General features: G+C 44.0%; 28 protein-coding genes, 2 tRNA genes and 1 riboswitch. Of the genes, 13 read left to right on the forward strand and 17 right to left on the reverse strand.

Annotation, left to right across the window (positions count from 1 at the left end):
• Positions 1 to 24 precede the first annotated feature (24 nt).
• From AC59GT_RS19690 to AC59GT_RS19710, 5 genes are all read right to left on the reverse strand, one after another.
• The gene (locus AC59GT_RS19690) at positions 25 to 1,017 is read right to left on the reverse strand and encodes a two-component regulator propeller domain-containing protein (RefSeq protein WP_497239245.1); all 993 of its coding nucleotides are present in this window, start codon (positions 1,015 to 1,017) and stop codon (positions 25 to 27) included.
• A 180-nt stretch (positions 1,018 to 1,197) separates the two neighbouring features.
• On the reverse strand, positions 1,198 to 2,634 hold the full coding sequence (locus AC59GT_RS19695) for a phytoene desaturase family protein (protein WP_497239246.1): 1,437 nt from the start codon (positions 2,632 to 2,634) through the stop codon (positions 1,198 to 1,200).
• 92 nt (positions 2,635 to 2,726) lie between these two features.
• Positions 2,727 to 4,166, reverse strand: a complete 1,440-nt coding sequence (locus AC59GT_RS19700; RefSeq protein ID WP_497239247.1) for an ankyrin repeat domain-containing protein — start codon at positions 4,164 to 4,166, stop codon at positions 2,727 to 2,729.
• A 112-nt stretch (positions 4,167 to 4,278) separates the two neighbouring features.
• Entirely contained in the window at positions 4,279 to 4,584 is a 306-nt protein-coding gene (locus AC59GT_RS19705; protein WP_497239248.1) for a hypothetical protein, read from the reverse strand.
• A 516-nt stretch (positions 4,585 to 5,100) separates the two neighbouring features.
• Positions 5,101 to 5,173 (reverse strand) — tRNA-Phe (locus tag AC59GT_RS19710).
• A 255-nt stretch (positions 5,174 to 5,428) separates the two neighbouring features.
• Between AC59GT_RS19710 and AC59GT_RS19715 the strand changes: the two genes are divergently transcribed.
• From AC59GT_RS19715 to AC59GT_RS19725, 3 genes are read left to right on the forward strand one after another with little or no spacing between them, the layout of a single operon-like run.
• The gene (locus AC59GT_RS19715; RefSeq protein ID WP_497239249.1) at positions 5,429 to 6,730 is read left to right on the forward strand and encodes a 4Fe-4S dicluster domain-containing protein; all 1,302 of its coding nucleotides are present in this window, start codon (positions 5,429 to 5,431) and stop codon (positions 6,728 to 6,730) included.
• 1 nt (position 6,731) lies between these two features.
• Positions 6,732 to 7,175 carry a DUF2750 domain-containing protein gene (locus AC59GT_RS19720; protein ID WP_497239250.1) on the forward strand — a complete coding sequence of 148 codons (444 nt, stop codon included), beginning with the start codon at positions 6,732 to 6,734 and terminating at the stop codon, positions 7,173 to 7,175.
• Between the two features lie 9 nt (positions 7,176 to 7,184).
• A complete protein-coding gene (locus tag AC59GT_RS19725) occupies positions 7,185 to 7,979 on the forward strand; it encodes a (Fe-S)-binding protein (RefSeq protein WP_497239251.1) in 795 nt (264 codons plus the stop codon).
• A 194-nt stretch (positions 7,980 to 8,173) separates the two neighbouring features.
• Here the strand turns inward: AC59GT_RS19725 and AC59GT_RS19730 are convergent, their stop codons facing one another.
• Positions 8,174 to 8,632, reverse strand: a complete 459-nt coding sequence (locus AC59GT_RS19730; protein WP_497239252.1) for a hypothetical protein — start codon at positions 8,630 to 8,632, stop codon at positions 8,174 to 8,176.
• Between the two features lie 70 nt (positions 8,633 to 8,702).
• On the opposite strand from AC59GT_RS19730, the gene AC59GT_RS19735 reads away from it, so the two are divergent.
• Genes AC59GT_RS19735 through AC59GT_RS19745 form a run of 3 tightly spaced genes read left to right on the forward strand, consistent with a single transcriptional unit; the run spans position 8,703 to position 10,173 of the window.
• A complete protein-coding gene (locus tag AC59GT_RS19735) occupies positions 8,703 to 9,188 on the forward strand; it encodes an ABC transporter ATPase (protein WP_497239253.1) in 486 nt (161 codons plus the stop codon).
• Positions 9,189 to 9,207: 19 nt separating this feature from the next.
• Positions 9,208 to 9,495, forward strand: coding sequence for a YciI family protein (locus tag AC59GT_RS19740; RefSeq protein ID WP_497239254.1), 288 nt, complete (start codon positions 9,208 to 9,210; stop codon positions 9,493 to 9,495).
• Positions 9,496 to 9,543: 48 nt separating this feature from the next.
• The gene (locus tag AC59GT_RS19745; protein ID WP_497239255.1) at positions 9,544 to 10,173 is read left to right on the forward strand and encodes a YdeI/OmpD-associated family protein; all 630 of its coding nucleotides are present in this window, start codon (positions 9,544 to 9,546) and stop codon (positions 10,171 to 10,173) included.
• A gap of 35 nt (positions 10,174 to 10,208) precedes the next feature.
• On the opposite strand, the gene AC59GT_RS19750 is transcribed toward AC59GT_RS19745, so the two are convergent.
• From AC59GT_RS19750 to rpsF, 5 genes are all read right to left on the reverse strand, one after another.
• Positions 10,209 to 10,760, reverse strand: a complete 552-nt coding sequence (locus AC59GT_RS19750; protein WP_497239256.1) for a hypothetical protein — start codon at positions 10,758 to 10,760, stop codon at positions 10,209 to 10,211.
• An 82-nt stretch (positions 10,761 to 10,842) separates the two neighbouring features.
• The gene (gene mtgA, locus AC59GT_RS19755) at positions 10,843 to 11,586 is read right to left on the reverse strand and encodes a monofunctional biosynthetic peptidoglycan transglycosylase (RefSeq protein ID WP_497239257.1); all 744 of its coding nucleotides are present in this window, start codon (positions 11,584 to 11,586) and stop codon (positions 10,843 to 10,845) included.
• Between the two features lie 87 nt (positions 11,587 to 11,673).
• Positions 11,674 to 12,117, reverse strand: a complete 444-nt coding sequence (rplI, locus tag AC59GT_RS19760) for a 50S ribosomal protein L9 (protein ID WP_117382716.1) — start codon at positions 12,115 to 12,117, stop codon at positions 11,674 to 11,676.
• Positions 12,118 to 12,133: 16 nt separating this feature from the next.
• Positions 12,134 to 12,397, reverse strand: coding sequence for a 30S ribosomal protein S18 (rpsR, locus tag AC59GT_RS19765; protein WP_067054791.1), 264 nt, complete (start codon positions 12,395 to 12,397; stop codon positions 12,134 to 12,136).
• Positions 12,397 to 12,759: a 30S ribosomal protein S6 gene (gene rpsF, locus AC59GT_RS19770; protein WP_117382715.1), complete on the reverse strand. Its 363-nt coding sequence runs from the start codon at positions 12,757 to 12,759 to the stop codon at positions 12,397 to 12,399. The genes rpsR and rpsF overlap by 1 nt, the downstream gene beginning before the upstream one ends.
• A gap of 146 nt (positions 12,760 to 12,905) precedes the next feature.
• Between rpsF and AC59GT_RS19775 the strand changes: the two genes are divergently transcribed.
• From AC59GT_RS19775 to AC59GT_RS19785, 3 genes are all read left to right on the forward strand, one after another.
• Positions 12,906 to 15,278: a hypothetical protein gene (locus tag AC59GT_RS19775; RefSeq protein WP_497239258.1), complete on the forward strand. Its 2,373-nt coding sequence runs from the start codon at positions 12,906 to 12,908 to the stop codon at positions 15,276 to 15,278.
• Between the two features lie 171 nt (positions 15,279 to 15,449).
• A complete protein-coding gene (locus tag AC59GT_RS19780) occupies positions 15,450 to 15,695 on the forward strand; it encodes a hypothetical protein (protein WP_117382713.1) in 246 nt (81 codons plus the stop codon).
• 69 nt (positions 15,696 to 15,764) lie between these two features.
• Positions 15,765 to 17,594 (forward strand): DNA polymerase III subunit gamma/tau, encoded by a 1,830-nt coding sequence (locus AC59GT_RS19785; protein ID WP_497239259.1) that lies wholly within the window; start codon positions 15,765 to 15,767, stop codon positions 17,592 to 17,594.
• Between the two features lie 58 nt (positions 17,595 to 17,652).
• On the opposite strand, the gene AC59GT_RS19790 is transcribed toward AC59GT_RS19785, so the two are convergent.
• Both AC59GT_RS19790 and AC59GT_RS19795 read right to left on the reverse strand, forming a co-directional pair.
• A complete protein-coding gene (locus tag AC59GT_RS19790) occupies positions 17,653 to 18,078 on the reverse strand; it encodes a hypothetical protein (RefSeq protein WP_497239260.1) in 426 nt (141 codons plus the stop codon).
• Between the two features lie 71 nt (positions 18,079 to 18,149).
• Positions 18,150 to 18,857 carry a hypothetical protein gene (locus tag AC59GT_RS19795; protein ID WP_497239261.1) on the reverse strand — a complete coding sequence of 236 codons (708 nt, stop codon included), beginning with the start codon at positions 18,855 to 18,857 and terminating at the stop codon, positions 18,150 to 18,152.
• A gap of 294 nt (positions 18,858 to 19,151) precedes the next feature.
• Here AC59GT_RS19795 and AC59GT_RS19800 point away from each other — a divergent pair, with 294 nt between their 5' ends.
• Positions 19,152 to 20,381, forward strand: coding sequence for an NADP-dependent isocitrate dehydrogenase (locus tag AC59GT_RS19800; RefSeq protein ID WP_497239262.1), 1,230 nt, complete (start codon positions 19,152 to 19,154; stop codon positions 20,379 to 20,381).
• A gap of 225 nt (positions 20,382 to 20,606) precedes the next feature.
• Positions 20,607 to 21,587: a type I phosphomannose isomerase catalytic subunit gene (locus tag AC59GT_RS19805; protein ID WP_497239263.1), complete on the forward strand. Its 981-nt coding sequence runs from the start codon at positions 20,607 to 20,609 to the stop codon at positions 21,585 to 21,587.
• Positions 21,588 to 21,654: 67 nt separating this feature from the next.
• On the opposite strand, the gene AC59GT_RS19810 is transcribed toward AC59GT_RS19805, so the two are convergent.
• Together AC59GT_RS19810 and AC59GT_RS19815 are read right to left on the reverse strand one after the other, a co-directional pair.
• Positions 21,655 to 22,089 carry a response regulator gene (locus AC59GT_RS19810; protein ID WP_497239264.1) on the reverse strand — a complete coding sequence of 145 codons (435 nt, stop codon included), beginning with the start codon at positions 22,087 to 22,089 and terminating at the stop codon, positions 21,655 to 21,657.
• Positions 22,090 to 22,105: 16 nt separating this feature from the next.
• Positions 22,106 to 23,590 (reverse strand): PAS domain-containing sensor histidine kinase, encoded by a 1,485-nt coding sequence (locus AC59GT_RS19815; RefSeq protein ID WP_497239265.1) that lies wholly within the window; start codon positions 23,588 to 23,590, stop codon positions 22,106 to 22,108.
• A gap of 440 nt (positions 23,591 to 24,030) precedes the next feature.
• A riboswitch (SAM riboswitch) is annotated at positions 24,031 to 24,145 on the forward strand.
• Between the two features lie 158 nt (positions 24,146 to 24,303).
• On the opposite strand from AC59GT_RS19815, the gene AC59GT_RS19820 reads away from it, so the two are divergent.
• Positions 24,304 to 24,939, forward strand: coding sequence for a peroxiredoxin (locus AC59GT_RS19820; protein ID WP_497239266.1), 636 nt, complete (start codon positions 24,304 to 24,306; stop codon positions 24,937 to 24,939).
• Positions 24,940 to 24,952: 13 nt separating this feature from the next.
• A tRNA-Cys gene (locus tag AC59GT_RS19825) sits at positions 24,953 to 25,023 on the forward strand.
• Positions 25,024 to 25,085: 62 nt separating this feature from the next.
• On the opposite strand, the gene AC59GT_RS19830 is transcribed toward AC59GT_RS19825, so the two are convergent.
• The gene (locus tag AC59GT_RS19830; protein ID WP_497239267.1) at positions 25,086 to 25,349 is read right to left on the reverse strand and encodes a hypothetical protein; all 264 of its coding nucleotides are present in this window, start codon (positions 25,347 to 25,349) and stop codon (positions 25,086 to 25,088) included.
• 13 nt (positions 25,350 to 25,362) lie between these two features.
• Entirely contained in the window at positions 25,363 to 25,692 is a 330-nt protein-coding gene (locus AC59GT_RS19835) for a class I SAM-dependent methyltransferase (RefSeq protein ID WP_497239268.1), read from the reverse strand.
• Positions 25,693 to 25,762: the final 70 nt, after the last annotated feature.

Here is a 25,762-nt window from a genome sequence, read left to right on the forward strand (position 1 = left end):
CCCTAAACTCCCTGTCCTGTTAACTTACATCTTTGGATTGTAAACCGCTACGCCACCGTAATAAGTGCCCAACCACTTACGGCCATCATTATCTAAAGCCGTAGAGAGGATAGGGGAGTCCGTCCCGGGCAGGGAAATCAAAGGCGCTTTTTTATCGCCAAAGCGGGAGAACGTTGCGCCGCCAACCCAAACTGCGTCATTATGCACAACCATTGTCCTTAAACCTTGTGCCTGCTCTGGACGGGTAAGTTCATCCCAGCTGGTGCCGTTAAACTTAATGGCTGCCTTTACTACGGTGCCGCCGAGTACGGCAACAGGATTGCTGTCGCTTCCTATCTCGATATCAAAGGGAATGGCCGAGGTATAACCCATTTGGTCGAGGCGGTAGCTGGTCCAATGGCCATTGGCGTATTTTTTAATTAGGCCGATAAACGAAAAGTCATTGAACACTCCGGCCCACAAGTTGCCATCCCGATCAGTAGTTATTGAATACTTTACGTTGTATTCTGCGATAAACTCCCACTTATTATTACTTATTTTAACAAACCCTTCATCTGTTGCTATCCATGTAGTGTTATGCGCTGCATCGTACGTAATGCACTTTATATTATTGATTGGGAGAATGCTGTTTGACATTGTGTAAACCGACCATTGTTTGTTATGCAAGCGGGCAAGCCCGTTATCGGTTCCTACCCATACGGAGCCGTCGTTCTCTACAGCCACAGCCTGGATCATATCTGACGGCAGCGGCGAATTAGCGTTGTTATAAGTGCTCCATTGGTCGCCGGTTAAACTGGCAAGACCGCCGGCAGTGGCTATCCATTTTACGTTGTCTTTACTTACGGTAATAGCATTCACCTGGTCGTTAGGCAACGCAGAATTTGTAGTGCTGTAGGTAACCCATTCCGGATAGGTGGTGGGCGTTGGTGCAGGTGCTGGTTTTTGAGGCGTGTCTTTTTTGCATGAAGACGAAAGGTAGATCAGGACGACAAGTGAGAAAAGAGAAAAATGTTTCATTGTAAAACGGTAAAGTACGGTGTAGACTACGCACGCCAAATAAATGTTGCGACAGAAAACCTAATTTTTTGTTGTTGAAGTCACGATGGAGTATATACTGTTGCCGGTATATTAAAAAGTGTGGTTTTTGCAGATTTTGGTTCACCAAACCGGCCTAAAGCATCCTTTTAGATGCGTTTTTTAGCTGATGTTCCAGATATCTTTCAGCGCGCGCCTAGCGGCATGGTACCCGCACATGCCGTGTACACCGCCGCCGGGTGGAGTGGAGGAGGAGCAGATGTACAGCCCCTTTGCAGACGTTTTGTAAGGCGATGCCCTTAAGACAGGTCTGGTGAACAACTGGGTAATGTCCAGCACCCCGCCATTTATATCCCCGCCAATGTAGTTAGGGTTATGCTCCTCCATCTGAGCAGTATCAAAGGTGTGCCGGGCAAGTATCCGCTCCTTAAAGCCTGGCGCAAAGCGTTCCACCTGGTTTTCTATAACAGTGGTCATGTCCTTTTTAGAGCCATTTGGCACGTGGCAGTAAGCCCAGCCGGTATGTTTGCCGGCGGGTGCCCGTGTGCTGTCGAACAGGCTTTGCTGGGCGAGCAGTATATACGGCTGTTCAGAATGCTGTCGTTTGAAAGGTGCCCGTTCAGATGCAGCAATCTCCTCAAAAGTGCCGCCGATATGTACAGTACCCGCTTTCCGGCATTCCGGGGCCGTAAACGGAATTGGTGCATCCAGCGCCCAGTCAACCTTAAAAACACCATCTCCGTAACGGAAGCGGTTGAGTTGCCATTTATACAACGACGAAAATCTATGGCCTGCTATCTGCAGTAACTGTTTCGGTGTGATATCGAACAGAACGGCGTGAGACGATGGAAGCTGCTGGAGAGATGTAACGTAAGTTCCGGTTTCTATTACGCCACCAAGGGATATGAAGTAATTGTTGAGCGCGCTTGCTATGCTTTGTGAGCCGCCTTTGGGTATTACCCATCCGTCTAAATGTGCGTTGGCCATTAACACCAACGCGATTGCTGACGTGGCTATATTACTTAAAGGCTGTATAGCATGAGCGGCCATACCTGCAAAAAGGCCTTTGGCTTCCATCGTTTTAAACTTTCCTTGAAGCCATGTAGCAGGCTGTATGGCAGAAAGCCCGAATTTCGCCAGCTTAAGCGGATGTTTAGGAAAGCCTAATGGACCTAAAAGCTCGGGTGCCAGGTAGGGCCAGTTTTTGGTAACAGGTCCCATCAGGTCCAGGTAGTTCTGGCGGTCTGCCCCAAGCCGGCTTGCTGTTTCTTCTATCGACCGGGAAATCGAAGCTGCAGTTCCATTGTCGAACGGATGAGCCGCGTCTATTTCCGGATAGATCCACTCCAATCCAAACCTATCTAGTGGTAACGTCTTAAAAAATGGTGATCTCGCCGCCAAAGGGTGTATGGCTGAACAGATGTCGTGTTTAAATGCTGGTAAGGTAAGTTCCGCTGTGCGCAGACCGCCGCCAACGGTGTCTTTCGCTTCAATCACCAGTACTCTTAACCCGTTTTGTTGCAACAGTATAGCAGCGGCAAGCCCGTTAGGCCCCGAGCCAACCACCACTGCATCGTAATCTCGCTTTTCTGACACCATCTACCTGCACAAAAATAAGCTATAAAAACGTGATTGCAATTGGTTAGGCTTTACACGCGTTTAAAGCCCTGTGTTAATTATGCATTGTCCATCTATATCATTAATTGTTTAACTACAGCTTCGTTATTATTTTGGACAGCTACCTCCATGGCAGATTGGCCAGCGTTATTCACGCGTTCCATAGTCGATCTGTCTTTTTCCAGTATTAAGGAGACTATTAGCTTGCCTGACATATGATTGGGGTTGCCGGCCGCATAAATGAGAGCATTGTACCCTGCCTGATCTACATAGCTAACGTCTGCATCACGATCAAGCAACAGTTCGGCTATACCATACTTGGTTTCGTTACCACGATCAGCAAATGACATTAAAGGTGTTTTTCCAGATTGATTTGGCTGGTTAACGTCGGTTCCTGCATCTATCAGCTCTTCGGCGATAGTAGTATTTAGATCGGCCATGTAATCAGTCGATCCGCACACTAAATTTAGTGCAGTATTCCCCTCATTATCAGCAGCAGCATTTACATTTAGCCCACTAGCCAGCATAACCTGTAACATCTTAACAACATCTCGGTTAACCTGGCTCATACCACGTCCCATATTTATCATTGCTTTGGTGAGTAAATAGTAAATCGCAGTTTGACCGTTCCCGGTCTTGAAGTTCACGTCAGCTCCACCTTCAACTAATAATGTTACCAGCGGTTCTGATGGATACTCACAAGCCAGCATGAGCGGCGTCCGTCCCCATTGGTCGGCTATTTCGTCCAAATCTACCCCTGCTTTAATTAACGCCTCTACTGCGGTCACATCACGGTTAAGAACCGCTTCATGGATGGTCATGCCGCCGGTAGCTACATCACTTTCATTACCCGAAATTAAAGCGGCTACTTCTTTTACACCGCTGCGCTGTGCGTACGTTAGCGGCGTAGTGCCAAAAACATCTTTATCTTCCAGATCTATCCCGCCTTTTTCAATCAGTATTCGCACGGTTTTCATCACAGCAGGTATAGCTCCTTTAATATCTTTCCGGTTAGCCAATTTGTCGCAAATGGTATGCAACAGGTTCATGCCTCCCGACTCAACCACGTTCATCTTGATACCAGCTTCGCCCATGGCCTCCAGAAACGGATACATGTAGAGTAATCCTGCTTCAAAATAGGCGAGTTTACCCGAATCATTTTTCTTTTTAGGGTTAACACCAGCATCCAGCAGCGCCTGTGCTGTATTATGAATTTTTATTGCTGTTTCTTCCAGATGAGGATCGTCAAAGTCAAACCTGGCATTTGTTAGCGCATGCAAAGCCGTATTGCCGTAACTATCAGCTGAAGGCGTCAAGCCGGCTTCTTTCAAAAAACGAATGATTTCTGCATCAGCAAAACCAGCGGCAAGGTGATAGAGGTTCTCGCCATAGTCGTTAACAACGCTAAGATCTGGCAACTGCTTCAACAAACTTAATATATCCACCTTGTCACCCGCGGCGGCAAACATATTTCGCTGGTAAGCTTCTTTAACTTCATCAAATTGTTTACTCATGGGCCAGGCGTGCTAAATGAATCGGCTCCTGTGATTGTGTCCTGTAGAAAAAGTGCTTTTTTAATCGCATGTCACCGAACATTGAACGTTTAAATTTGACAAAAGAACGCGATCAGCTACTTTGTTTACTTTTAATTTCTGTAAGCTTTGCCAATAGTGGTCCTTTATGTTGGAGGGTAAAGGCAACAAATTTATCCTCTTTTACAGCCAACCTTACCACCATAGGCAAAAATGGATAAACCTTGCGGGCAAGCACTTCAATAGTCTCATTATTTTGCGCAGCAGCTAACGCTTTATCTGCATAAGGCTCTATTTTGGGCCAATGCTCCTTTATGGCGGGTTCTAAGGCGCCCATTATTTTATTAGATAGGTCGCTGTTTTCAGCACCGCTATCTTTACCTTGAAGAGATGATAACATGATATTTATTTTTTAGTTACAGGTTTCTATTTTAACATTAACTTGGTGTTTAAGTTTCACAGCCAAATATTTCCTCCCTATTAAAAATTAGTCTACATCTACAATAGTTAGTTAAACTGCCATCAACTGTAGTAATCATTATAAGAGATTAGCGTGGTTCTGCCGTCGTGAAGCTTTGAGCCATACTCTGGTCACACCTGCATCTACGGTGTCCCTAATAATTGAGCATATAATTTATAGCACTACGCAAATGGCATATGGTTTTCAGGTCAGGAGAACGGGCATTAGGGCTTATAAAGCATTAATGGAGACGCCAGAAGACCATTTTACACAAATTACTAATGTGAATTGAATGGTTTATGGGGCAGTAGCTTACCGGAAAACGAAATTATACTTGCAGATGGTATCAACTTATTACGTGTTTGAATTTAGCAACTGGAAGCTAAGAGGTGATTGGGATTGCGACTAACTTGATAACAAAAAAGCCTCTCAGATTTCTCTAAGAGGCTTTTGGTGTGGTATCAGCTGGAATCGAACCAGCGACACAAGGATTTTCAGTCCTTTGCTCTACCAACTGAGCTATGATACCGTCCCGATTGGGATTGCAAATGTAGCGTTTTTTTTATTCCGCAAAAGTTTTTTTTCATTTTATAGATGATCAACGTACTGCTTTAATGCGTTTAAGTTGTGTTTCAATCGGTTACATTTCTAAAGATTAGTAAAAAAAATTCTAAAGCATTTAGGCAAGCCGTCTTTAAAACAACTAACCAAATTTTACCTTTACAAGAAGAAGCACGAGCATCTGGTATTTTAGATATAAAATTACTATGCTTGCATAATAAATATGATTGGTCAGATTATTTTCATTCTTGTTTTACTCGCGGCCGTTTACCTGTTTGCCAGGAACGTAGCAAAAGTGCGGCGTAATATTTTGCTGGGCAGAGACGTTGATCGCAGCGACAAGCCGGCAGAACGCTGGAAAGTGATGGCCAAGGTAGCGCTTGGTCAATCAAAAATGACAAAGCGGCCATTGGCTGCAGTGCTGCATTTTTTTGTTTACGTCGGCTTTATCATCATCAACCTGGAAGTGCTGGAGATTATGATTGACGGTGTTTTTGGCGCTCACCGTGTATTTTCAAGACCGCTTGGCAGCCTGTATGGATTGTTAATAGGCGGGTTTGAGGTTTTGGCTTTGCTGGTGTTGTTAGCCTGCGTGGTATTCCTGGCTCGTCGTAATATTCTACGTTTAAAACGCTTCACCGGCACAGAGATGACCAGTTGGCCCAAGAGCGATGCCAATTACATATTGATCACAGAAATACTGCTGATGGCAGCTTTCCTGACCATGAATGCTGCCGATTATAAACTTCAGGCAATGCATTTCGGGCACTATGTGCAGGCAGGAAGCTTCCCGGTTAGCTCGTTTATAGCGCCGCTGTTGCCGTCGGCATCGGCAACATTAGTGGTTTTAGAACGTGCCTGCTGGTGGTTTCACATTGTAGGTATCCTGGCGTTCCTGAACTACCTGCCATACTCCAAACACTTTCATATCCTTTTGGCGTTTCCGAATACCTATTATTCAAAGCTGGAACCTAAGGGAGAGTTTACCAATATGGCATCAGTAACAGGAGAGGTAAAAGCCATGCTTGATCCTTCCTTTGTTCCCGAGGCCTCGGCAGAGGTCACCCGGTTTGGCGCAAAAGACGTTACGGACCTTACCTGGAAAAACTTAATGGAAGCTTACACCTGTACCGAGTGCGGCAGGTGTACATCGGTGTGCCCGGCAAATATTACAGGTAAGCTGCTGTCTCCTCGCAAAATAATGATGGACACCCGCGATAGGGTAGCTGAAATCGGGAAGAATATAGATAAACACGGGAAAGATTATACAGACGAAAACGTGCTGCTTGATAACTACATCACACGTGAGGAGTTATGGGCTTGTACTACCTGCAACGCGTGCGTAGAGGCTTGTCCGGTTAACATCAACCCGCTGGAGATTATTACGGAGATGCGGCGCTATATAGTTATGGAAGAATCGCAGGCACCGGGAAGTTTAAACAATATGTTCGGGAATATGGAAAACAACGGTGCTCCATGGAAGTATAGCCCTGCTGACCGCCTGAACTGGGTAGATAAGAATTGATATGTTGCAAAACGATATAGCGATAGAAGACAAGTACCGGCTTTTTGTAGAAAAGGTTTCGGCCTCAAAGGCGGTGTGGGCATTGCAAAGCAAAGGCGGGTGGGCCAACTCCCATTCTAATGAGGACGAGGAAATAACCGTCGTTCCGTTTTGGTCGGAGAGGGCGTATGCTAAAGCATGTGCACGAGACGAATGGAAGGGATATGCTCCTGCAGAGGTATCACTGGCGGAGTTTTTGGAAAGCTGGTGTGTAGAAATGGCCGAGAGCCATGCCCTGGCCGGTGTGAACTGGGACGCGAATATGTTTGGGGCCGAAAGCCAGCCCCTGCAACTTGCATTGGATGTGCTGAACAGGCTTAAGGCCATAAACTCGGCAATTAAGTTTAGAAACTATACCAGCATCGACGATTTTATTGAAGACATAAGCGAAGCGGACGACGAATAAGCGCAGATAATGACAACTGAACTGATAATACCTACCATGGCCGAAATGGCTGCCCAAGGTAAAGAGCCCGAGATACTGTTTTGGGTTGGCTGCGCGGGGAGCTTTGATGAGCGTGCGCAGAAGATAACCCGCGACATTTGCAAGATACTGCAGCATGTGGGGATAAGCTTCGCGGTGTTGGGAACTGAGGAAAGCTGTACCGGCGATCCCGCTAAACGGGCCGGCAATGAGTTCCTGTTCCAGATGCAGGCCATGATGAACATACAGGTGCTGGATGGCTATAACATCAAAAAGATTGTTACGGGTTGCCCGCACTGCTTCAATACCATCCGTAACGAATACCCCGGTCTCGGAGGCAACTATGAGGTAATACACCATAGCCAGCTTATCCAGCAGCTGATTGATGAAGGTAAGCTTAAAGCCGAAGGCGGCGAGAGCTTTAAAGGCCGCAAGATAACCTTTCACGACCCTTGCTACCTGGGCCGGGGTAACAACATTTACGAGGCACCACGCAAAGCGCTGGAGATACTGGATGCGGAGCTTGTAGAGATGAAGCGCTGCAAAAGCAACGGGTTATGCTGCGGTGCCGGTGGTGCGCAAATGTTTAAGGAACCCGAACCCGGCAAAAAAGACATTAACGATGAGCGGATGCTTGATGTGATAGAAGCAAAGGCAGATGTAATTGCATCGGGTTGCCCTTTTTGTATGACCATGCTTACCGACGGCGTAAAACACATGGAAAAAGAACACGATATTAAGGTGCTTGATATTGCCGAGCTAACCGTACGCGCCAACGGGTTGTAACAGGTGTAACACTACGGGGTGTTACACCTGTTACAGTTTTTTGGGTCGAAAAACAGTTAAGTAACAGATAGTCAACACCCAAGCTAAAAACCGTGTTACAGTTTTTGGAACCATGTTACAGTTTTTAGCAAATTTTCAGGTGGTGATACACTGTGTATTGAGCCGATTGATTGGTTAAAACAGCGCCTTCCACGCTATAAACTTTTACCCTTCAAGGCTTCCAGCGCTTGTTTAAGGCTGTCCAGCCGCCCGGCAGAAAGTTTCCTTACCGGCATAATAAGCATGGTGGCCATCGAGTCTATGTCGCCTTTGGGATCGTTGTAGGTTTGGTAGATAATGTCGTCTGCACGGGTATGAAAACGCAGGGTATCGTTAACCGCTCCGGGCACATAGTCCATTTCTGCAAAACGCTGCAGATTAAAGGAATAATATTCCTGTTTACCCTGTTGATAAGTTTTTCTGAGCCGCATAAAATGGTCGGCAGTGAGCATTATTTCCCACTTCTTTACCCTGGCTTCGGCAAGCGGGTCCACGCTCTCGCTGAGTGCGTGGTTCGCCCATGTTATCCAATCCTGTTCTGCGTTAAATGCCTTAAAACTGCACAATAGGGCAGTTATTCCTAAAATAAGAACAATCTTACGCGCTTTGCTCACTCTGGTAGAATTGATGGTTGCCTGACAACAAATTTAAGTTTCAAGTTAATAAAATGGCTAAATTCGCAGCATGGATTTTTCTTCACACTCCCGGGTTTGGATCTACCAATCGGACCGTAAACTTACCGACGCAGAAGTGATTGACGCGCAGGTATTGCTGGACAATTTTACCCGCGACTGGACGGCTCATAACAACCAGCTAAAAGCAAAAGGGGAGGTAAAGTATAACCGTTTTTTTATTCTTGTGGTTGATGAAAGCCAGGCGGGTGCAAGCGGCTGTTCCATCGATAAGTCGGTAAGGTTTATGAAAGAGGTGGAACAGCATTTTGGCATCAACCTGTTTGACAGATTCAACCTGGCTTACCGCTCCGGCAGCGAGGTGTTGTCCGTTCCGCGCAAACAATTTGAAGCGCTGCTGAAAGAAGGCGTTATTACCCGCGATACGATCGTTTACAACAACCTGGCTCAAAACCTCACAGAACTGCAAACCAAATGGGAGGTGCCTTTTAAGGATAGCTGGCATATACAGTTATTTAAGGACCTTGTAACAGCCTAGTGCTTCTTAAATGTTTAACATGTTCATCATCAATCTCCAATATATTGTACCACTTGAACAGCTGGACAAGCATATGGCCGAACATGTAGCTTATCTAAATAAATACTACGCTGCCGATGTTTTCATCATGAGCGGCAGAAAGGTGCCCCGTACAGGCGGCATTATCATCGCACAGGCAGATTCTGAGGAGATACTGTGGAAGATCATAGAACAGGACCCATTTCACCAACACGGCCTTGCGGACTTTACAGTTACTGAGTTCCTGGCGTCCCAATCGCATCCCGCGCTAAAAAGCTTGCTGCGTTAATAGCCGACTTCTGTTTTGCTTTTTTACCAGACAGTATTATATTGCGGTATGCAACAGTATGATAGCCGCGTGGACGCTTATATAGAGAAGTCTGCCGAATTTGCCAAACCCATTCTTAAACACCTGCGCGAGATAGTGCACAATGCGTCTCCGGAGATTACGGAAACCATCAAGTGGAGTGCTCCATTTTTTGAGTACAAAGGCGTGCTTTGTTTTATGATGGCGTTTAAGCAACATGCGGGCTTTGGTTTTTGGAAGGCGGAGCAACTACCCGATCCGCACCAGATACTATATACAGAAGGTGGCGAAGCTGCCGGGAGCATAGGGAAGCTAACCAGTATTGCAGACATACCGGATGCCGACATCCTGGTGTGGTACATTAAACAGGCTATGGCGCAAAAAGACGCGGCAGGGCCGGTAAAAGCAAAACCAGCTGCTAAAAAGGTAACATCGCCAAAGCAGGCTAACGCAACTTTAGACACACCAGATTATTTAGCCGAACTGTTCATCTCCAATCCCGAAGCCAAGGCGTATTTCGATAAGTTCAGCCCTTCACAAAAGAAAGAATACATTACCTGGTTTGAAGATGCCAAAACCACCGCCACGCGCGACAAGCGCTTAAAAGAAGGGATAGAGTGGATGAATGAGGGCAAAACCAGGAACTGGAAATACAAGTAATGAAAGTCCGCACGAAAGTATAAAAACCCTAAGGGTTATTTGCTGACGTTAAATGAGCCAATTACGGTATGTAAAGTACCGTCATTATCATTTTTAGCCAATATGCGGAAATACCCTTTTACAAGATAACCGTTGTTATCCTTACGAACAATAACAGCCTTTACCTTCCCACTGCTGTCATCCGTGAGCCTGAAATCGTTATAAATAAGCCAAAGCAGGTCATCAGCAAATTCTCCGGCCCTGGCGGCGCTAAAGTTTAGTTTGAACGTTACTTCCGGCGAGATCTGATCTGCTAGTACCATGGTATAGCCGGTTGTTGCCGAGCCGTTGTTGGGGGTAATGTCTGCAGTGGGTTCTGTTAACATTACATTTTCTCCATCGTCTATCTTAAACACTATTGTATTTAGTGCGCCAACCGGTACGGTATAAAAACTGTCCGGTCCTGCGTCGGGTATAGCTGTTGTGTCCGGCTTTACAACCTCCGGCGGCTTTTCCGCAATGGGGTAAACGGGCGCATCCAGCTTACAACTGCTGGCGGCAATTGCAACAAAAGCTATCATGCTCAGAACGTGAAGAAAACGTCCCATTGGTGGTTAAATTGGTAGATAAACTAAATATACAGTTTATCTGCTAATTAAAACCAATTTTCTGATGAATTAAGATTTTACACTAGAATTCCAGCGGGCCCAACCGTCGCATGTTTTGCCTGATAAGGTACTGCCGGTGTTTAAGATAACGTGTGGGCTTTGTAGCCGACCACTTAAGCGGGCTTGGGAAAATTACCGCTATAGCTGCAGCCTGCCGTGTGGTAAGCCGGGATGCCGGTTTATGAAAGTAGGCCTGGGATGCAGCCTCAATGCCGTAAATGCCATCGCCCATTTCTATTACGTTGAGGTAAACCTCCATTACCCGTTTCTTACTCCAGAAGGTCTCAATCAGAACAGTGAACCAGGCTTCAAATCCTTTGCGGATTATGGACCTGCCCGGCCATAAGAAAACGTTTTTGGCAGTTTGCTGTGTAATGGTACTGCCGCCTATCAGCTTTTTGCTGTTGGCGTTCTTTTTAATGGCTCTCTGGATAGCTTTAAAGTCGAAGCCGTGGTTCTCCAGGAAGGTTTGGTCCTCAGCAGCAACAGCGGCACGTTTCATAGGGTCGGCTATGCTGTCAAACTCCACCCAATCTTTATCAATCTTCCAGTCCTTGCCGTCCGCCTTACGCTCGAAACCACGCTGCACCATTAACCAGGTGAACGGCGGGTTAACAAAGCGGAACAGCAGCACCCCAAATAAACTGAGCGCCACAAATGAAATAACAACCAGTTTTACAATCCGGAAGATGAGCCGGAGCAAGCCGCCCTTAAACAGGCTTTTAGAGGTATTCTTTCCGGATGCGTTAGTGCTTCGTTTTTTCACGCGCCAAAGGTAATTATTGTAAACAAAAAAGGTGTTGCGATAAAACACAACACCTTTTTATTTTGGTATTCTTTAAAGATGGGTAACTTATTCAGCTACTACTTCAAAAGGAACCTGAACCTTAACTTCTTTATGCAGGTTTACGTTTGCAACGTACTCGCCAACAAATTTTGGCTCCTGGTCAAAAGTGATACGGCGACGGTCAACTTCAAAACCTTCTTTCTTAAGGGCATCAGCCACCTGGATGGTGTTGATAGCACCGAAGATTTTGCCGCTTTCGCCTGCTTTAGCGCCAATGGTAAGTTTTACACCTTCCAGTTTAGCAGCAATAGCATCAGCATCCTTACGGATCTTGTCTTGTTTAAATTGAGCCTGTTTCAGGTTTTCTGCCAATACTTTACGTGCAGATTCTGTGGCTAATATGGCATAACCCTTAGGGATAAGGAAATTACGGCCATAACCTGGTTTAACGTTCACTACGTCGTCTTTATCACCCAGGTTTTTTACATCTTGTTTTAAAATAACTTCCATTTTGTAAACCTCCTGTTTATTTTAAAGAATCGGTAACGTAAGGTAATAAACCAATGTGGCGCGCACGCTTAACAGCCTGAGCAACTTTACGCTGGAACTTTAATGAAGTACCTGTTAAACGGCGTGGTAATACTTTACCCTGGTCGTTAATAAACTTCAATAAAAAGTTTGCGTCTTTGTAATCAATGTACTTGATACCGTTCTTTTTAAAACGGCAGTATTTTTTACGGTTATCCTCCACCTTAGGAGCGGTAACGTATTTAATTTGGTCGTTTGCCATTAGTTTGCTTCCTCCACTTTTGCAGATTTCTTGTTAAAAGCACCGCTGCGTTTTTTGTCGTTGTAAGCAATGGCGTGTTTGTCCAAAGCAATGGTAAGGAAACGCAAAACGCGCTCATCGCGACGTAATTCTACCTCCAATTTGTTAATTAAATCACCTGGAGCCCTGAATTCAGTTAAGTGATAGTACCCTGTAGTCTTCTTTTGAATAGGGTACGCTAGTTTTCTCAAACCCCAATTATCCTCCTGGACAATTTCGGCTCCGCCGTCTGTTAAAACTTTGGTGTATTTGGCAATAGCCTCACCAGCAGTTTCGGTAGACAGCAACGGGGTTAGAACGATCACAATTTCGTACTGTTGCATTTTTACTTTGTTTTTTAATTTACCCGCTATTACGGGGCTGCAAATATAGCCATAATAACCTTAATAACAAATACTTCAAATACCGTTATTTAACGGGTTGATGCTTATTCCTGATTGTTGTAAGTTGGTCATCTAAACCACTTATCATGAACACCCCTCATACTCACAACAATCTGTGGCTTAGGTACCTATATGTGCCAGCCATCTTTACGCTCATTTTTAGCTCCTCATTTGCTCAGCGCGCTTCCAGAAAGGCTGCATTGAAGGCTGCAAAGCCTATAGTGGTTAAGCCCACGGTGCAAATTAGTAATAACGGCCGTATAGTGTATTTTACCATTGGAAACGTGGAAAGGTTAGGCGATAGCCTGGCCGTGAAGACTATCTATATCCCTTTGGATATTAACGGCCCTGCACCCGCTAAAGATGTTGTAGTTACTCTTAAGTTAATTAATGAATTTACCACGGCCAGGCCGGTGTTTGATAACAGGAACACCACCAAAGATATTGTAATAGAAAAGGAACTATTTAACGGTAAAGCGCATACCATTAATCAGGGCGTATTAATAAAGTTTAACCTTCAGCCCGCGATAAGCGGAGAAGCCAATATACGTATTGGTAAAGGCGGAAATAATGTGCGCCTGAATTTTGATTATATAAGGTCTGCTGCAGATATACAGGTTAAAACTAATGTTAAGACGGATGAAAAAAGTGACATACCACAAACCCCCTTATCTAAACCGGCTGTAGCTTTGGTTTCCGGCAGTACCGACGTGAATTTAGATACACTTTTGAGCCCGAATATCACCTTTCACAAGTACGCCAAAGTAAAATTACGACTGAACAGGTCTGAAGGAAAGGACACCCTCATAAAATTCGACCTTTTCCCTGCAGGAACGCTTGAAAACATAAAGTTAGCAGGTACAGATGCCGGGCACGCTACACTTAAGTTGTACAAACACGACTGGGACGACACTAAGGAAGTTGAAATTGAGCGGGATGTAAGGATAGACCTTGAACAGGCAGCTGCGCTTTCCGGCGTACAGTTGATAGATATATATCTGCCTGATGGCAAAGTAAAGCACGCCCTGAAAATAAATCCGTATACATCTAAAAAGAAGGTTGTTTATAAACCGATAGCCGCCGGTGGTGCGGAGATAGTTCCGGGTGCTATAGCAAACATAGAACGCCGGTACGGATCGGTTATAAGCGCGCTTGATACAGTAGCCGTGCGGGTGAAATTTAACGGCCCCTATAACCCTGAGGCAAATCAACTATTGTTTGGGTTTGCTGATACGGCGCTTAATAAAACCTACCAGATAATTGAAAACCCCATAACCGTGACAAGGGAAGAGTGGGTGCAGGGAAGTAAAAAAAAGCCTGATTTTGAAGCTGAGCTAAAAACTGAGATGATGAAAGACGGAAAGGACGAATCGTCTGCAAGCACCGAGTCAAAAATTCAAGCTGGCAAAATGACGGAGGGTATACTTGTGCCCTTACATATCCGCACCATAAAAGCTACAGATACTTTAAACACCGTTAGAGATGTTGACCTCGTAATAAAAGGCCAGACACAGATATTGCGGGGCAGCCAGCGTTTGAAAGTTATAGTACCCGACCGAACTTTTTGGGCAGAAGTAGGAACCAACTTTGATTTGTTGGATAACATTAAAACCAACAATTTTTACGCAGCAATTTTCGGGCATATGAAAGATGTGGCGACATTATGGAGTAAAAAACACCCAAACAACATCAGTTTTGTTGGCGGTGTGTACGAGTCGCAATCGGTAAGCCAGAGCTCTTCTTTGTCAAGCGGTTTTACCTACCGGGATGGCAGCTCCAATATACTGGATAGTTTGAAAAAAGGGTATCCCTACTACACAGATACCGGCCGCATACAATCAACAACAAATGTTAAAAGTATAGGTCTGATGTTTTCACCACAGATAAGGTTAAATGGCAAAAGGATGAATGAAGACGGTTTTCATTGGTCGATATCTACTTATTTCGAATTGCTTTGGCAACGCATTACCTCTACAATAGACTATAGTAAAACTGCCCGTAATATAGTTGCGTATGATAGCACCCTGACTGCACTAAACGGCCGTACATTTAAAGAAAGGCGTTTTGATTTTGACAGCAGATCGCACTACATAGGTGCCGGCTTGTCAACCTACATAAAGGAAAGTGATTACACCCTTTATTTGAACGGGATACTTGGTACAACAAATCAGGGTTTTACAATAGTAAACCCGTCACGGATAGGCAATTCAACACAATTTAAAAAGTTGTATGACCTTCCTGATGGCTATTTGGACTTTTTGAACGCCCGCGAACCAAAACACCGGTGGAACGCATTTTATGTTATACAATACCGCCTTACCGAAGTTGCTTTTGGGCTTACTTTCAGCGGGGAAGTTCGAGGGCTGCTGCTAAAAGGCGCAAAGCCGGTAGTAACATTGGCACTCAGCAAAAAATTCGATCTTACAGCATTGCTTAAACCGTTGCTGGCACCATTCTGATACAAATTAAGGTACTAACTTGACCTACAGCCTGCTATAAAACCATAGCGGGCTGTTGCTTTTGTACCTGGCAGTGCTAAAAGCATTTTAATCAAAAACATCACAAATAATTAACGTTAACATTCAAACACATCTTTACTTTCGGTTGTCTTCTAACTAAACACATTTGTTATGCAATTCTCAGAAAGCAGGTACTACGAAACAAGCGATTCGGGTTTTATGTATGATACCCTTTTTTTACAGGCACCGGACGAAGATGAAGAAATAGTTGATGGTGACTGGGATGATGAGGAGGATGAAGATTTTGACGACCAGATGGAGTCTACAAACGATCTTCACGAGATACAGGTAGACGACGACCTGGGCGAGCCTGATCCTGAAGATGACGATCATTTACCGGAAGAGGAGTTGCAGTAGTTGTTTGCAAATTATCCACACATGCTTTTTATGTTTTAGGCAAAGCATTTTCTTGCTACCTTTATACCTGTGGATAATTTCATTGTTTCGGCACGCAAATACCGCCCGGCTACTTTTGAAACGGTTGTTGGTCAGCAACATATAACCAACACGCTAAAAAATGCTATTAAGAGCAACCAGCTTGCTCAGGCATTTTTATTCTGCGGGCCGCGTGGTGTAGGTAAAACAACCTGCGCCCGTATTCTTGCTAAAACTATTAACTGTACCAACTTACAGCCAAACGGCGAAGCATGCAGCGAGTGCGACAGCTGCCGCGCTTTTCAGAACGGCAACTCCTTTAATATACATGAACTGGATGCGGCATCAAACAACTCGGTTGATGATATCCGCAGCCTGATAGAGCAGGTACGCATACCGCCACAAGGTGCGCGCTACAAGGTTTACATTATTGATGAGGTGCACATGCTTTCGCAGGCGGCATTTAATGCTTTCCTGAAAACACTGGAAGAACCGCCTAACTATGCCATCTTTATCCTGGCAACTACCGAAAAACATAAGATACTGCCTACCATCTTATCCCGTTGCCAGATATTTGACTTCAACCGTATTAGGGTTGAAGATATGGCTAATCACCTGGCCGGCATTGCAATAAAAGAGAATATTAGCTACGAGGCCGATGGCTTACATATTATAGCACAAAAAGCCGACGGAGGATTAAGGGATGCCTTATCCATGTTTGACCAGATCGTGAGCTTCTCCGGCGGAAATGTTACATATCGCTCAGTAATCGACAACCTCAACATCCTTGATTACGACTACTACTTTAGCCTTACAGATAAGCTGCTTGCAGAAGATAATGCCGCAACGCTGCTGTTATTTGATGAGATATTAGGGAAAGGGTTTGATGGCGCGCATTTTATCTCCGGCTTGTCCGAGCACTTGCGTAACCTGCTGGTTGGGAAAGATACGGCTACCATTAAATTGTTGGAAGTAAGCGAAACCATAAAGGCCCGCTACCTGCAGCAATCGCAAACTGCATCCACCTCTTTCCTGTTGTCAGCATTAAATATTGCTAACCAGTGCGAGATCACCTACAAACAAAGTAAGAACCAACGTTTACAGGTTGAGTTAGCACTTTTGAAGATGTGCCATTTGCTGTCAGTGTTTAATCTGGCAACATCGTCAATGCCGCAGGCAGCCGCTGCTCCGCAAGGAGAGTTAAAAAAAAAACCTGATACCGCTGTAAATCCACCTGAGCCGCCAGCGGCAAAGCAGGACGAAGTGCCAGTTCTTCGCGATACGCCGGTAGCCTATACAGCAACCCCGGCGCAAGCACCACCCGTACAAGCAGCACCTATTGCCCCTCCTGCTAAAGAGGAGCCTGTTGCCGAAAAAATAAAGACTGCCTTTATACCTAATGTGCACACATCCGCTACCTCGGTGAAAATACCCTCGTTAAAAGATCTGGGTAAACAGGTAGAGGAGGCAATGGCAGAGGAGGAAGACCCTTATCTGAAGGGTACTGACAAAGCTGCTTTTACCATGGATGCTTTCCTCCAGGCATGGACCAATTATGGAGCAAAGCTAAAGGCTGAGGGCAAGCCGGTGGGTTTGTACACCATATTCACAGCAGTAACACCACAGCCTAAAGGGAACGAGCGGTTTGAAGTTTTGCTGTCAACCCGCGTGCAGGAGAACGCCTTCAGGGACGAGCGGCCGTACATCATGAATTACCTGCGTACGACTTTAAAAAACTTTGATATTGAAGTAGAGGCGAGGGTAGAGGAAGGATCAATCGTCAGGAAGCCGTATACATCTATAGAAAAGTTTCAGCATATGGCAGCCAAGAACCCCAAGCTTATTGATCTTAAAAACAAATTCAACCTGGATTTCGATTAAAAAAAGAAAGGACAGCCGTTAGGCTATCCCTGTCTTCTTATAAAGGGTCTGCATTACCTTATATCTTAGGCGTATCGTTTATAGGATAGCCTTCTTCATCCAGATCGTCCCGGTCATCTTCCGGTGTGTGTGCCAGTTTAGCATCTAGCGGATCCAATTCAACTATTTTGCCACCGTCTATATGCATGCCAAGGCTGTCTGCATCAGTCTCGATTGAACGTGTTGCATCATATTCGCCTTTGGTATCGTATGGGTTTGCTTCGTCGTAGGTGGAATTAAAGTCGTCGCCGTTTGGTATGGCCGTATCGTAAGGATCAGGGTGGTCATAATCCGGGTCGTCACCTTTTACATCGTATTCAAAGCTGTTTTCGGCTTCGTTAAAATTCAGGTCGTCCAAACTAGCGGTATCTTCACCGTTGTTGGCCAGGTCAGCATCCCTGTAGTCAGGATCTACCTTATCGAAATCGTCGTTATCAGGTATCATAGGTGTTTAATTAAATACGTTAAGTATACATTAAAAACCCTGCCAAACTTACCCTTGTTGTGGCAATTTAGTTAATAATGTATTTGCTTGCTGTAAGAGGTAACGCCGCCAATTGCAAACTTTAGGCCTATACTGTACTGTACCAGCTTGTCTTTGCTTTTTCCGGCAGTAAACCCATCCATATTATCGCCAAAAGATGAATTGTACTGCATTGCCAGATCTATTTTAAATGACGGCTGATCGTACTTGTTAAAGAATTTGAGCTCATAACCAACCCTTATCGGAATAAAAAGCTCTTTGGCTTTATCTTCGCCACCGGTGAAAAAGCCGGGTGTAATCACCGATTCACGGTTGATCTGTGTAATGTCATTAATCATATAGCCTAAACCGGCAGAAACATACAGGTTCTTGAGCCCGTTCATTAAACCACTGCGGGAGTAATCAATCAACTCGCCCGCCTGCAACTGTGCCCTAAAAACCAATGCTGTATATTTATTTTTAAAATACCTGCCAGATTTGCTGGTATCGCTACCACCCTCCAGCTTGCCGGCCTGTACTTCAACTATATAGTTTAGGTATGGCGTATGGTTGTAATTAAAACTAATGCTTACAGATGGTGTGTTCTTTATAGTTTCGGCATCCCCGTAAACACGGTTAATGTTAGCGCCAAGGCCAAAATCGTATTGTGCATAATCGTAGCCTATTTGCGCCTTTGCCATAAACGTAATAGCGGTGAGCAAAAAAGTAAAGAATATCGTTTTAGTAAAAAGCTTAATCATACTTACAATAGCGATGCGTTGGTTATGGCTAACGGTTATTTAATTCAAAGTAACACCAAAATTTCAATATTTAATGCCGGCTTAAATTATTTGCGGCCGTAAAATACACTAATTATTTTATTGTTTAATTATTAAGCTACCGCAAACTTACAAGTGCAAACCCGGGTACATGCCTGTTTGTTGACAGCAAACCATTATATTTTTTGAAAATTATGTGAATTGGTTGAAAAACATCAAATGAAATTTTATGTAAGTTTGAAACCGTTTAATATGAAAAAATAACCCAAATCAGGTATGTCAAAAATTAAAGTAGAAAACCCGGTAGTTGAGCTGGACGGGGATGAAATGACCCGAATCATATGGAAGTTTATTAAAGATAAATTAATTGTTCCTTATCTTGATGTAGATATAAAGTACTATGACCTGGGTATTGAATACCGTGACGAAACTGATGATCAGGTAACTATAGATGCTGCTAACGCTATAAGGCAATATGGTGTGGGTATTAAATGCGCTACCATTACGCCAGATGAAGCGCGTGTAGAAGAATTTGGCTTGAAACAAATGTGGAAATCGCCTAACGGAACCATCCGTAACATACTTGATGGTACTGTTTTCCGCGAGCCTATTGTAATGAACAACGTACCGCGTTTGGTACCTAACTGGACAGCGCCTATTTGCATTGGCCGCCACGCTTTTGGCGACCAGTACCGCGCTACAGATTTTGTTACCAAAGGTAAAGGTAAGTTAACTGTAAAGTTCACGCCAGAGGATGGCGGCCCTGAGCAGTCTTTTGAAGTATTTAACTTTAAAGGTGACGGCGTAGCGCTTACCATGTATAACACCGACGAATCTATTATCGGTTTTGCTCACGCTTGCTTTAACCAGGCACTGATGAAAGGCTGGCCGTTATACCTGTCTACCAAAAACACCATCCTTAAAAAATATGATGGTCGTTTTAAAGACATCTTTGAAGAGATATATCAAAAAGACTACAAGCAAAAGTTTGCTGAAGCAGGTATTGTATACGAGCACCGCTTGATTGACGACATGGTTGCATCTGCCCTTAAATGGAATGGTAACTTTGTTTGGGCTTGTAAGAACTATGATGGCGACGTACAATCTGACACCGTTGCACAAGGTTTTGGCTCACTAGGGTTAATGACCTCTACACTGGTTACACCAGACGGAACCGTTATGGAAGCTGAAGCAGCACATGGTACCGTTACCCGCCACTACCGCGAGCACCAGGCTGGCCGCCCAACATCTACCAACCCAATCGCGTCTATATTTGCATGGACCCGTGGTTTAGAGTTCCGCGGTAAACTGGACGGTAACCAGGAACTGATTGATTTTTGCCACGCTTTAGAAGAGGTTTGTATAGAAACCGTAGAAAGTGGCAAAATGACCAAGGATTTGGCTATTACCATTAAACCAAAGGTTGAGCACGGTACCGATTACCTGTACACCGAGGAGTTTTTGGAAGCCATTGACGAAAACTTAAAAAAGAAGTTGGGTAAGTAATACTTAACAATATAATAAAAGCCCATTCTGATCAGGATGGGCTTTTTTATTGATTGTGCTTTTATTCAGTTGGTACCGAAAGCCTCCGTACGTTTACATCAGCAGCTATAAAACGTTTCAATAAAAGTTTGGTTAGCGTAACAGCAACGCTTATTTTAGCCGCACAAACTAAGGCAATACCTGTACTTAGTTTTTTGTTGATTTACCTTTCTAAAACATCATATCATGTCTGCATTGTATCCGTTAAAATTTAAGACCATATTTAAAGATAAAATATGGGGAGGCCATAAAATTGAAACTTACCTGCATAAAAATATAGGCGACCTGCCTAATTGCGGCGAAACCTGGGAAATATCGGGGGTAAGTTCAGACGTCTCTGTTGTGGAAAGCGGCGCGCTGCAAGGCCAGTCATTAGATAAACTGCTGCAACAATACAAAGCAGAGCTGGTAGGAGAGAAGGTATATAACCACTTTGGTGATACATTTCCGCTGCTGGTAAAGTTTATTGATGCCAATGATGACCTGTCTGTACAGGTACACCCAAATGACGAATTGGCCAAGAAACGCCACAATTCCTTTGGGAAAACAGAGATGTGGTACGTTATAGAGGCCGACCCGGGCTCCTCACTTATCGCGGGTTTTAACCGCGAAATGACGGAACAGGAATACGTTGAAGCACTTAATAGCGGGCATATTATGGATATACTGAACCGTGAAGATGTAAGCGCGGGAGATGTGTTCTTTTTACCTGCCGGCCGTGTGCACACAATAGGTAAAGGCCTGCTTATTGCCGAAATACAGCAAACATCAGACATTACTTACCGCATATACGATTTTGATCGCGTAGATGATAAAGGGCAAAAACGTGAGCTGCACACCCAGGAAGCACTTGCTGCAATAGATTACAAGCATTATCCCGAATATAAAACGCAATATACCCCTGAGCAGAACGAGACCGTTGAACTGGTGAAGTGCCCGTACTTTACCACCAATGTTCTTGACTTTACGCACGCTACCACGAAGGACTATTCAAACCTCGATTCTTTTGTGATACATGTTTGCGTTGAAGGTGAATACACCATTAAGCATAACAGCGAAGCCTACAATGTAAAAATGGGCGAGTGTATTTTATTGCCTAAAACCATTAACAACGTAGCATTAGAAACTACTGCAGGATTCAAAATACTAGAAAGCTATATTGAGTAGATAGTAATATACTTCTAAAATGTTATTTAAGGAAGACGCGGTAATTCGCGTCTTTTTTATTGAGATACTAACCTATTTGCTGAAAGCCGAAACCGGGATCTATGGAGTTGAAGATGTCCTTCATGTAAGCCTCGTCTATAGGCTTAAGGATGTAATCTTTAATTACAGAATTATTTTTTGCACGAATAATATCATCTATGTCAATTGATGAGCTGATAGCGTAAACCGGGATTTTTTTGCCCAAACGAGCTTTAATTTCCTCGTAGTTGCAGGTAAATTCCCAGCCGTTCATTACCGGCATGTTAATGTCGACAAATATTACGTCGGGTAAAGTGTGGGTGTTAACGGGGTCTTTCAGGTAGTCAATAGCTTCTTTGCCATTGCTAAAATCAAGCGTATCAGCGTGTATACCCTTAATTTGCACCAGCTTTTTAAAGCCGTAAACAAAAATTTCATCGTCATCAATAATACAGGCAGTCATTCTTTTTCTTTCATCACTCATTATACAGTAGTATCTTTTACGATAACTTTACTGTAAATTTAGTGCCAACATCAACGGTACTCTCTACGTCTATACTCCCGCCCAGTGCTTCTACCTGGTTGCGTGTCATGAAAAGGCCTATGCCTTTGGCATCTTTATTATTATGGAAGGTGCGGTACATACCAAATAATTGGTCGCCGTAGCGCTGCATATCTATACCCACACCATTATCTTCAAAAACGAGGTAGATGTGTTCTTGCTCTTTGTAAGTATAACAGGTAATAACCGGTTGCCGCTGCAGGTGGCGGTACTTAATTGCATTGGTAAGTAAATTTTGGAAGATGCTTTCCAGATAGGCGGGTATATAGCTTATCTCTTGCGCGCCGCTAAAATCAGTGTTAAGTTGTACGTTCGTAGCCTTTATGTTAGTGTCCAAAGCCGCCACAACATTGTTAAAGATGTTTTGGAAGGCTACCGTTTTACGCTCTTTGCCTATCTCCGATTGTATTTTGACGATCTCATCCAAATGACCCATGGTAGCGGTCAGGCTGTGGCTGATGGTTTTTATATGTGAAAAAATCTCTTCCTTATCTGCTTCGGCTGTGCTTTCTTCAAAAAGGTTAACCATGAATTTGAGATTGCCCGCATGCGAACGAAGGTTGTGCGAAACAATGTAGGCGAAGTTTTGCAAACGTTTATTTTGATCGTCCAGCAGGTTGATAGACGATTGCATACTTAAGCCTCGTCGTTTAATTATATCAATGTCCTGGAAAATGCCACGCACCTTGACGCATTTGCCATCATCGTCAATTATCGGCTCACCTTTTGCCCTAACCCAAATAACGTTATTTTTAGCCGTGCGAAACAGCATCTCTTGATCGTAAGGTTTGCAGTGTTTTATAGCATCGTCAATCGCCTTGGTAATTACAGGCTGGTACTGTGGTTCAAAAAAGCTGATTGCCTCGTCAAAGGTCATATTAACGTCGCCGTATAGCTGATATATTTCAAATATTTCGGGAGACATATAAAGGCTCATTGTTGATACATCTATTTCCCAACCGCCAATTCTGGCAATGCGGCTGGTTTCAGAGTACAAGAACTCTGCTTTTTTAGCTTTTAACTCGGTAAGTTTGTGATGGTCAATGTAGCTGAGTACTCCGTATATAAACCTGCCGTCGTCGCCATCGTACTTCAAAGCCGTACTTTCAAACCACTGGTACCCCCGGTGCCTTGTAAGCAAACGGACTTGTGCTACGGGCGCAGGCCCCGGCCCCGAATAATGGGTGGCCTTTATAAAGGCAGCCTTGTCCTCGTGGTAAAGAAGATTGTCGTAAAAGTTTTTGTAGGAGCACTCTATATCGCCGGGTTTGTAGCCAAGTAAAGTGTAAAACCCGGCAGACCACCGCGCCTTTTGCGTAACCTGATCATACTGCCAGATACCGGTGTTTACATTGTTTATTAAACGGGCAAGGCGTGCAGCACTTTCTTCAGAAAAATTATCTGTTACCGTATTGCTCATCATTTAACCCGTTTCTTCTCTTTTATTAAATACCTTATTAAACATATAGGTACAATTTTGGTACCTGTACAACGCTGTTGTTTAATAATTGTCTATATTTTTAATTTATTTAACTTTTGGTAGATAATATTTCCTTGCTAATGTATAAATTAATTCGCAGCATTATTTCATATTTAACATTATACCTACAGTTATATTTAAAAGTATTAAATTATTACTGCGTTATACGTCGTAACACGTAAAAGAGTTGTGGCATCAATAACTGTCATGATATGGACCTTAGCAAAAGGAATTAATTGTTATTCATTATTTCACCAAATGTTGTGAGAATAAATTTTTTATTTGTTTGTCAGGCACTTAGATGAAAAAAGTATAAAATTTATAAAGTCTATAGGAATTATAGATTTTATATCTATATTTGTATCGATATCGTTCTTTAAATATACTTATCCAGAAAGACAGAGGGAAAGGCCCTATGATGTCTTAGCAACCTGTACCGGTATTATACCAGTGTAAGGTGCTAATTCCTGCTCCGAACTAAACGGGGACAGATAAGCTGATTTAACAGAAAACAGAACGTTTGTAAAAGCGTCCTTTTGGCTTGTATTTAGCGCCTCATCAACACTCTTCCGGGATAATTTTATTGGTTAAACGTTTGCAATTTGCATAGCTTTATTGCAGCAAACCGATACTTAAAACTTAATAAAATTAAAAACATGAGCTTACGCATTGGCGACGACGCCCCAAATTTTAAAGCAAAAACATCAAACGGAGAGATAGATTTCTACGAATACCTGGGCGACAGCTGGGGTGTGCTGTTCTCGCACCCGGCGGATTATACGCCTGTTTGTACAACTGAACTTGGTAAAACCGCATCGTTAAAAGATGAGTTTGACAAGCGCAATGTAAAGGTGATAGCATTGAGTACAGACAACGTGGAATCGCACAAAGGGTGGATAAACGACATAAACGAAACCCAGGGCGTTGAGGTTACATTTCCTATAATAGGAGATGAGAGCAGAGAGATATCACAGGCATATGATATGATACACCCAAACGCTTCTCTTACCGCAACAGTACGCTCGCTGTTTGTAATAGGGCCTGATAAAAAGATAAAGCTGATCATCAGCTACCCGGCATCAACAGGACGTAATTTCCAGGAGATTTTAAGGGTAATCGATTCGCTGCAGCTGACCGCGTACCACAGCGTTGCAACTCCGGCCGATTGGAATGACGGTGAAGATGTGGTAGTGCTGCCATCCATAAAAACAGAAGACATACCGGCTAAGTTCCCTAAGGGGCATAAGGTGATAAAACCTTATCTCAGGACAACTCCGCAGCCTAACAAATAAGGCTGAAAGATAAAGTCGTGTGGCCGAGAGGATAGGTGAGGGTCTGCAAAACCTTATACGGTAGTTCGAATCTACCCACGACGTCTGATTTAAAGTGTTCTTATAGTTTTCAGGAGCGACCAGCTGAAGAGCCGGTCGCTTTTTTATTAAAGTTTATGCACGCACCAGGTAGTCATGCAACGGAGGTTTTGCACGTTGGTGGTTTTTATGGGCTCAAACAACTCACCGTTTAACTCACGGGTATAGTTCAGCAATATCTGGTGGTTTACCAGGAACCTTTCTGATCCGTCAGGAAGAAGGTAGTGGTTGTTGCCCAAAGGCAAGACTTTATCTTCAATACCTATGTCAGAGGCCAGGCGGGCAAAGAAATAACCACCCGGTTTAAGCACCCGCCACATGGAGGTGACCATCGCATCAAAGTGTTCAATTTTTTGAGCAAAGTGCAGTACTGCTGATGACCAAGTCGAAAGATGCACCAGCAAAGGGCAGGTCTTCCGCAGGTGCTACCAAAAAGTTTGCTGAAGGCAGCTTTGGTGCAAGCACCGCAGCCATATCGCGCACCTGTGCCACCGCATCGGGGTTAGGGTCTACTCCAAATAGGTTATAACCATTCTGCAGGAAATAGACCAGATTACGGCCACCGCCGCAACCTGAATCTAATATGGTTTGACAATTGCTAAAGGTGCCTTTTAACAGCTGATCGAACAGGTAAATATCGATATTGCCAAACTGTTGTTGTAGGGTGTCTTGCATGCGCTAAATATAGGGATAACAAGATTGCAGGTTACACAATAGGCTTTAAACTTCTTGATCATTTTTAAAA

The organism is Mucilaginibacter sp. 320_HR (assembly GCF_059691875.1).

Excerpts from the sequence above, each read along its gene's own strand:
- AC59GT_RS19720 (WP_497239250.1), top strand. The coding sequence starts at position 6,732 with ATGTTGCAAAACGATATAGCGATAGAAGACAAGTACCGGCTTTTTGTA.
- AC59GT_RS19745 (WP_497239255.1), top strand. The coding sequence starts at position 9,544 with ATGCAACAGTATGATAGCCGCGTGGACGCTTATATAGAGAAGTCTGCC.
- AC59GT_RS19800 (WP_497239262.1), top strand. The coding sequence starts at position 19,152 with ATGTCAAAAATTAAAGTAGAAAACCCGGTAGTTGAGCTGGACGGGGAT.
- AC59GT_RS19830 (WP_497239267.1), bottom strand. The coding sequence starts at position 25,349 with ATGGTCACCTCCATGTGGCGGGTGCTTAAACCGGGTGGTTATTTCTTT.
- AC59GT_RS19810 (WP_497239264.1), bottom strand. The coding sequence starts at position 22,089 with ATGAGTGATGAAAGAAAAAGAATGACTGCCTGTATTATTGATGACGAT.
- rplI (WP_117382716.1), bottom strand. The coding sequence starts at position 12,117 with ATGGAAGTTATTTTAAAACAAGATGTAAAAAACCTGGGTGATAAAGAC.
- rpsF (WP_117382715.1), bottom strand. The coding sequence starts at position 12,759 with ATGCAACAGTACGAAATTGTGATCGTTCTAACCCCGTTGCTGTCTACC.
- AC59GT_RS19835 (WP_497239268.1), bottom strand. The coding sequence starts at position 25,692 with ATGCAAGACACCCTACAACAACAGTTTGGCAATATCGATATTTACCTG.
- AC59GT_RS19715 (WP_497239249.1), top strand. The coding sequence starts at position 5,429 with ATGATTGGTCAGATTATTTTCATTCTTGTTTTACTCGCGGCCGTTTAC.
- AC59GT_RS19700 (WP_497239247.1), bottom strand. The coding sequence starts at position 4,166 with ATGAGTAAACAATTTGATGAAGTTAAAGAAGCTTACCAGCGAAATATG.
- AC59GT_RS19775 (WP_497239258.1), top strand. The coding sequence starts at position 12,906 with ATGAACACCCCTCATACTCACAACAATCTGTGGCTTAGGTACCTATAT.
- AC59GT_RS19750 (WP_497239256.1), bottom strand. The coding sequence starts at position 10,760 with ATGGGACGTTTTCTTCACGTTCTGAGCATGATAGCTTTTGTTGCAATT.
- AC59GT_RS19820 (WP_497239266.1), top strand. The coding sequence starts at position 24,304 with ATGAGCTTACGCATTGGCGACGACGCCCCAAATTTTAAAGCAAAAACA.
- AC59GT_RS19735 (WP_497239253.1), top strand. The coding sequence starts at position 8,703 with ATGGATTTTTCTTCACACTCCCGGGTTTGGATCTACCAATCGGACCGT.
- AC59GT_RS19690 (WP_497239245.1), bottom strand. The coding sequence starts at position 1,017 with ATGAAACATTTTTCTCTTTTCTCACTTGTCGTCCTGATCTACCTTTCG.
- AC59GT_RS19695 (WP_497239246.1), bottom strand. The coding sequence starts at position 2,634 with ATGGTGTCAGAAAAGCGAGATTACGATGCAGTGGTGGTTGGCTCGGGG.
- AC59GT_RS19795 (WP_497239261.1), bottom strand. The coding sequence starts at position 18,857 with ATGATTAAGCTTTTTACTAAAACGATATTCTTTACTTTTTTGCTCACC.
- AC59GT_RS19740 (WP_497239254.1), top strand. The coding sequence starts at position 9,208 with ATGTTCATCATCAATCTCCAATATATTGTACCACTTGAACAGCTGGAC.
- AC59GT_RS19815 (WP_497239265.1), bottom strand. The coding sequence starts at position 23,590 with ATGATGAGCAATACGGTAACAGATAATTTTTCTGAAGAAAGTGCTGCA.
- AC59GT_RS19805 (WP_497239263.1), top strand. The coding sequence starts at position 20,607 with ATGTCTGCATTGTATCCGTTAAAATTTAAGACCATATTTAAAGATAAA.
- AC59GT_RS19705 (WP_497239248.1), bottom strand. The coding sequence starts at position 4,584 with ATGTTATCATCTCTTCAAGGTAAAGATAGCGGTGCTGAAAACAGCGAC.
- AC59GT_RS19725 (WP_497239251.1), top strand. The coding sequence starts at position 7,185 with ATGACAACTGAACTGATAATACCTACCATGGCCGAAATGGCTGCCCAA.
- AC59GT_RS19790 (WP_497239260.1), bottom strand. The coding sequence starts at position 18,078 with ATGATACCTGATAACGACGATTTCGATAAGGTAGATCCTGACTACAGG.
- rpsR (WP_067054791.1), bottom strand. The coding sequence starts at position 12,397 with ATGGCAAACGACCAAATTAAATACGTTACCGCTCCTAAGGTGGAGGAT.
- AC59GT_RS19780 (WP_117382713.1), top strand. The coding sequence starts at position 15,450 with ATGCAATTCTCAGAAAGCAGGTACTACGAAACAAGCGATTCGGGTTTT.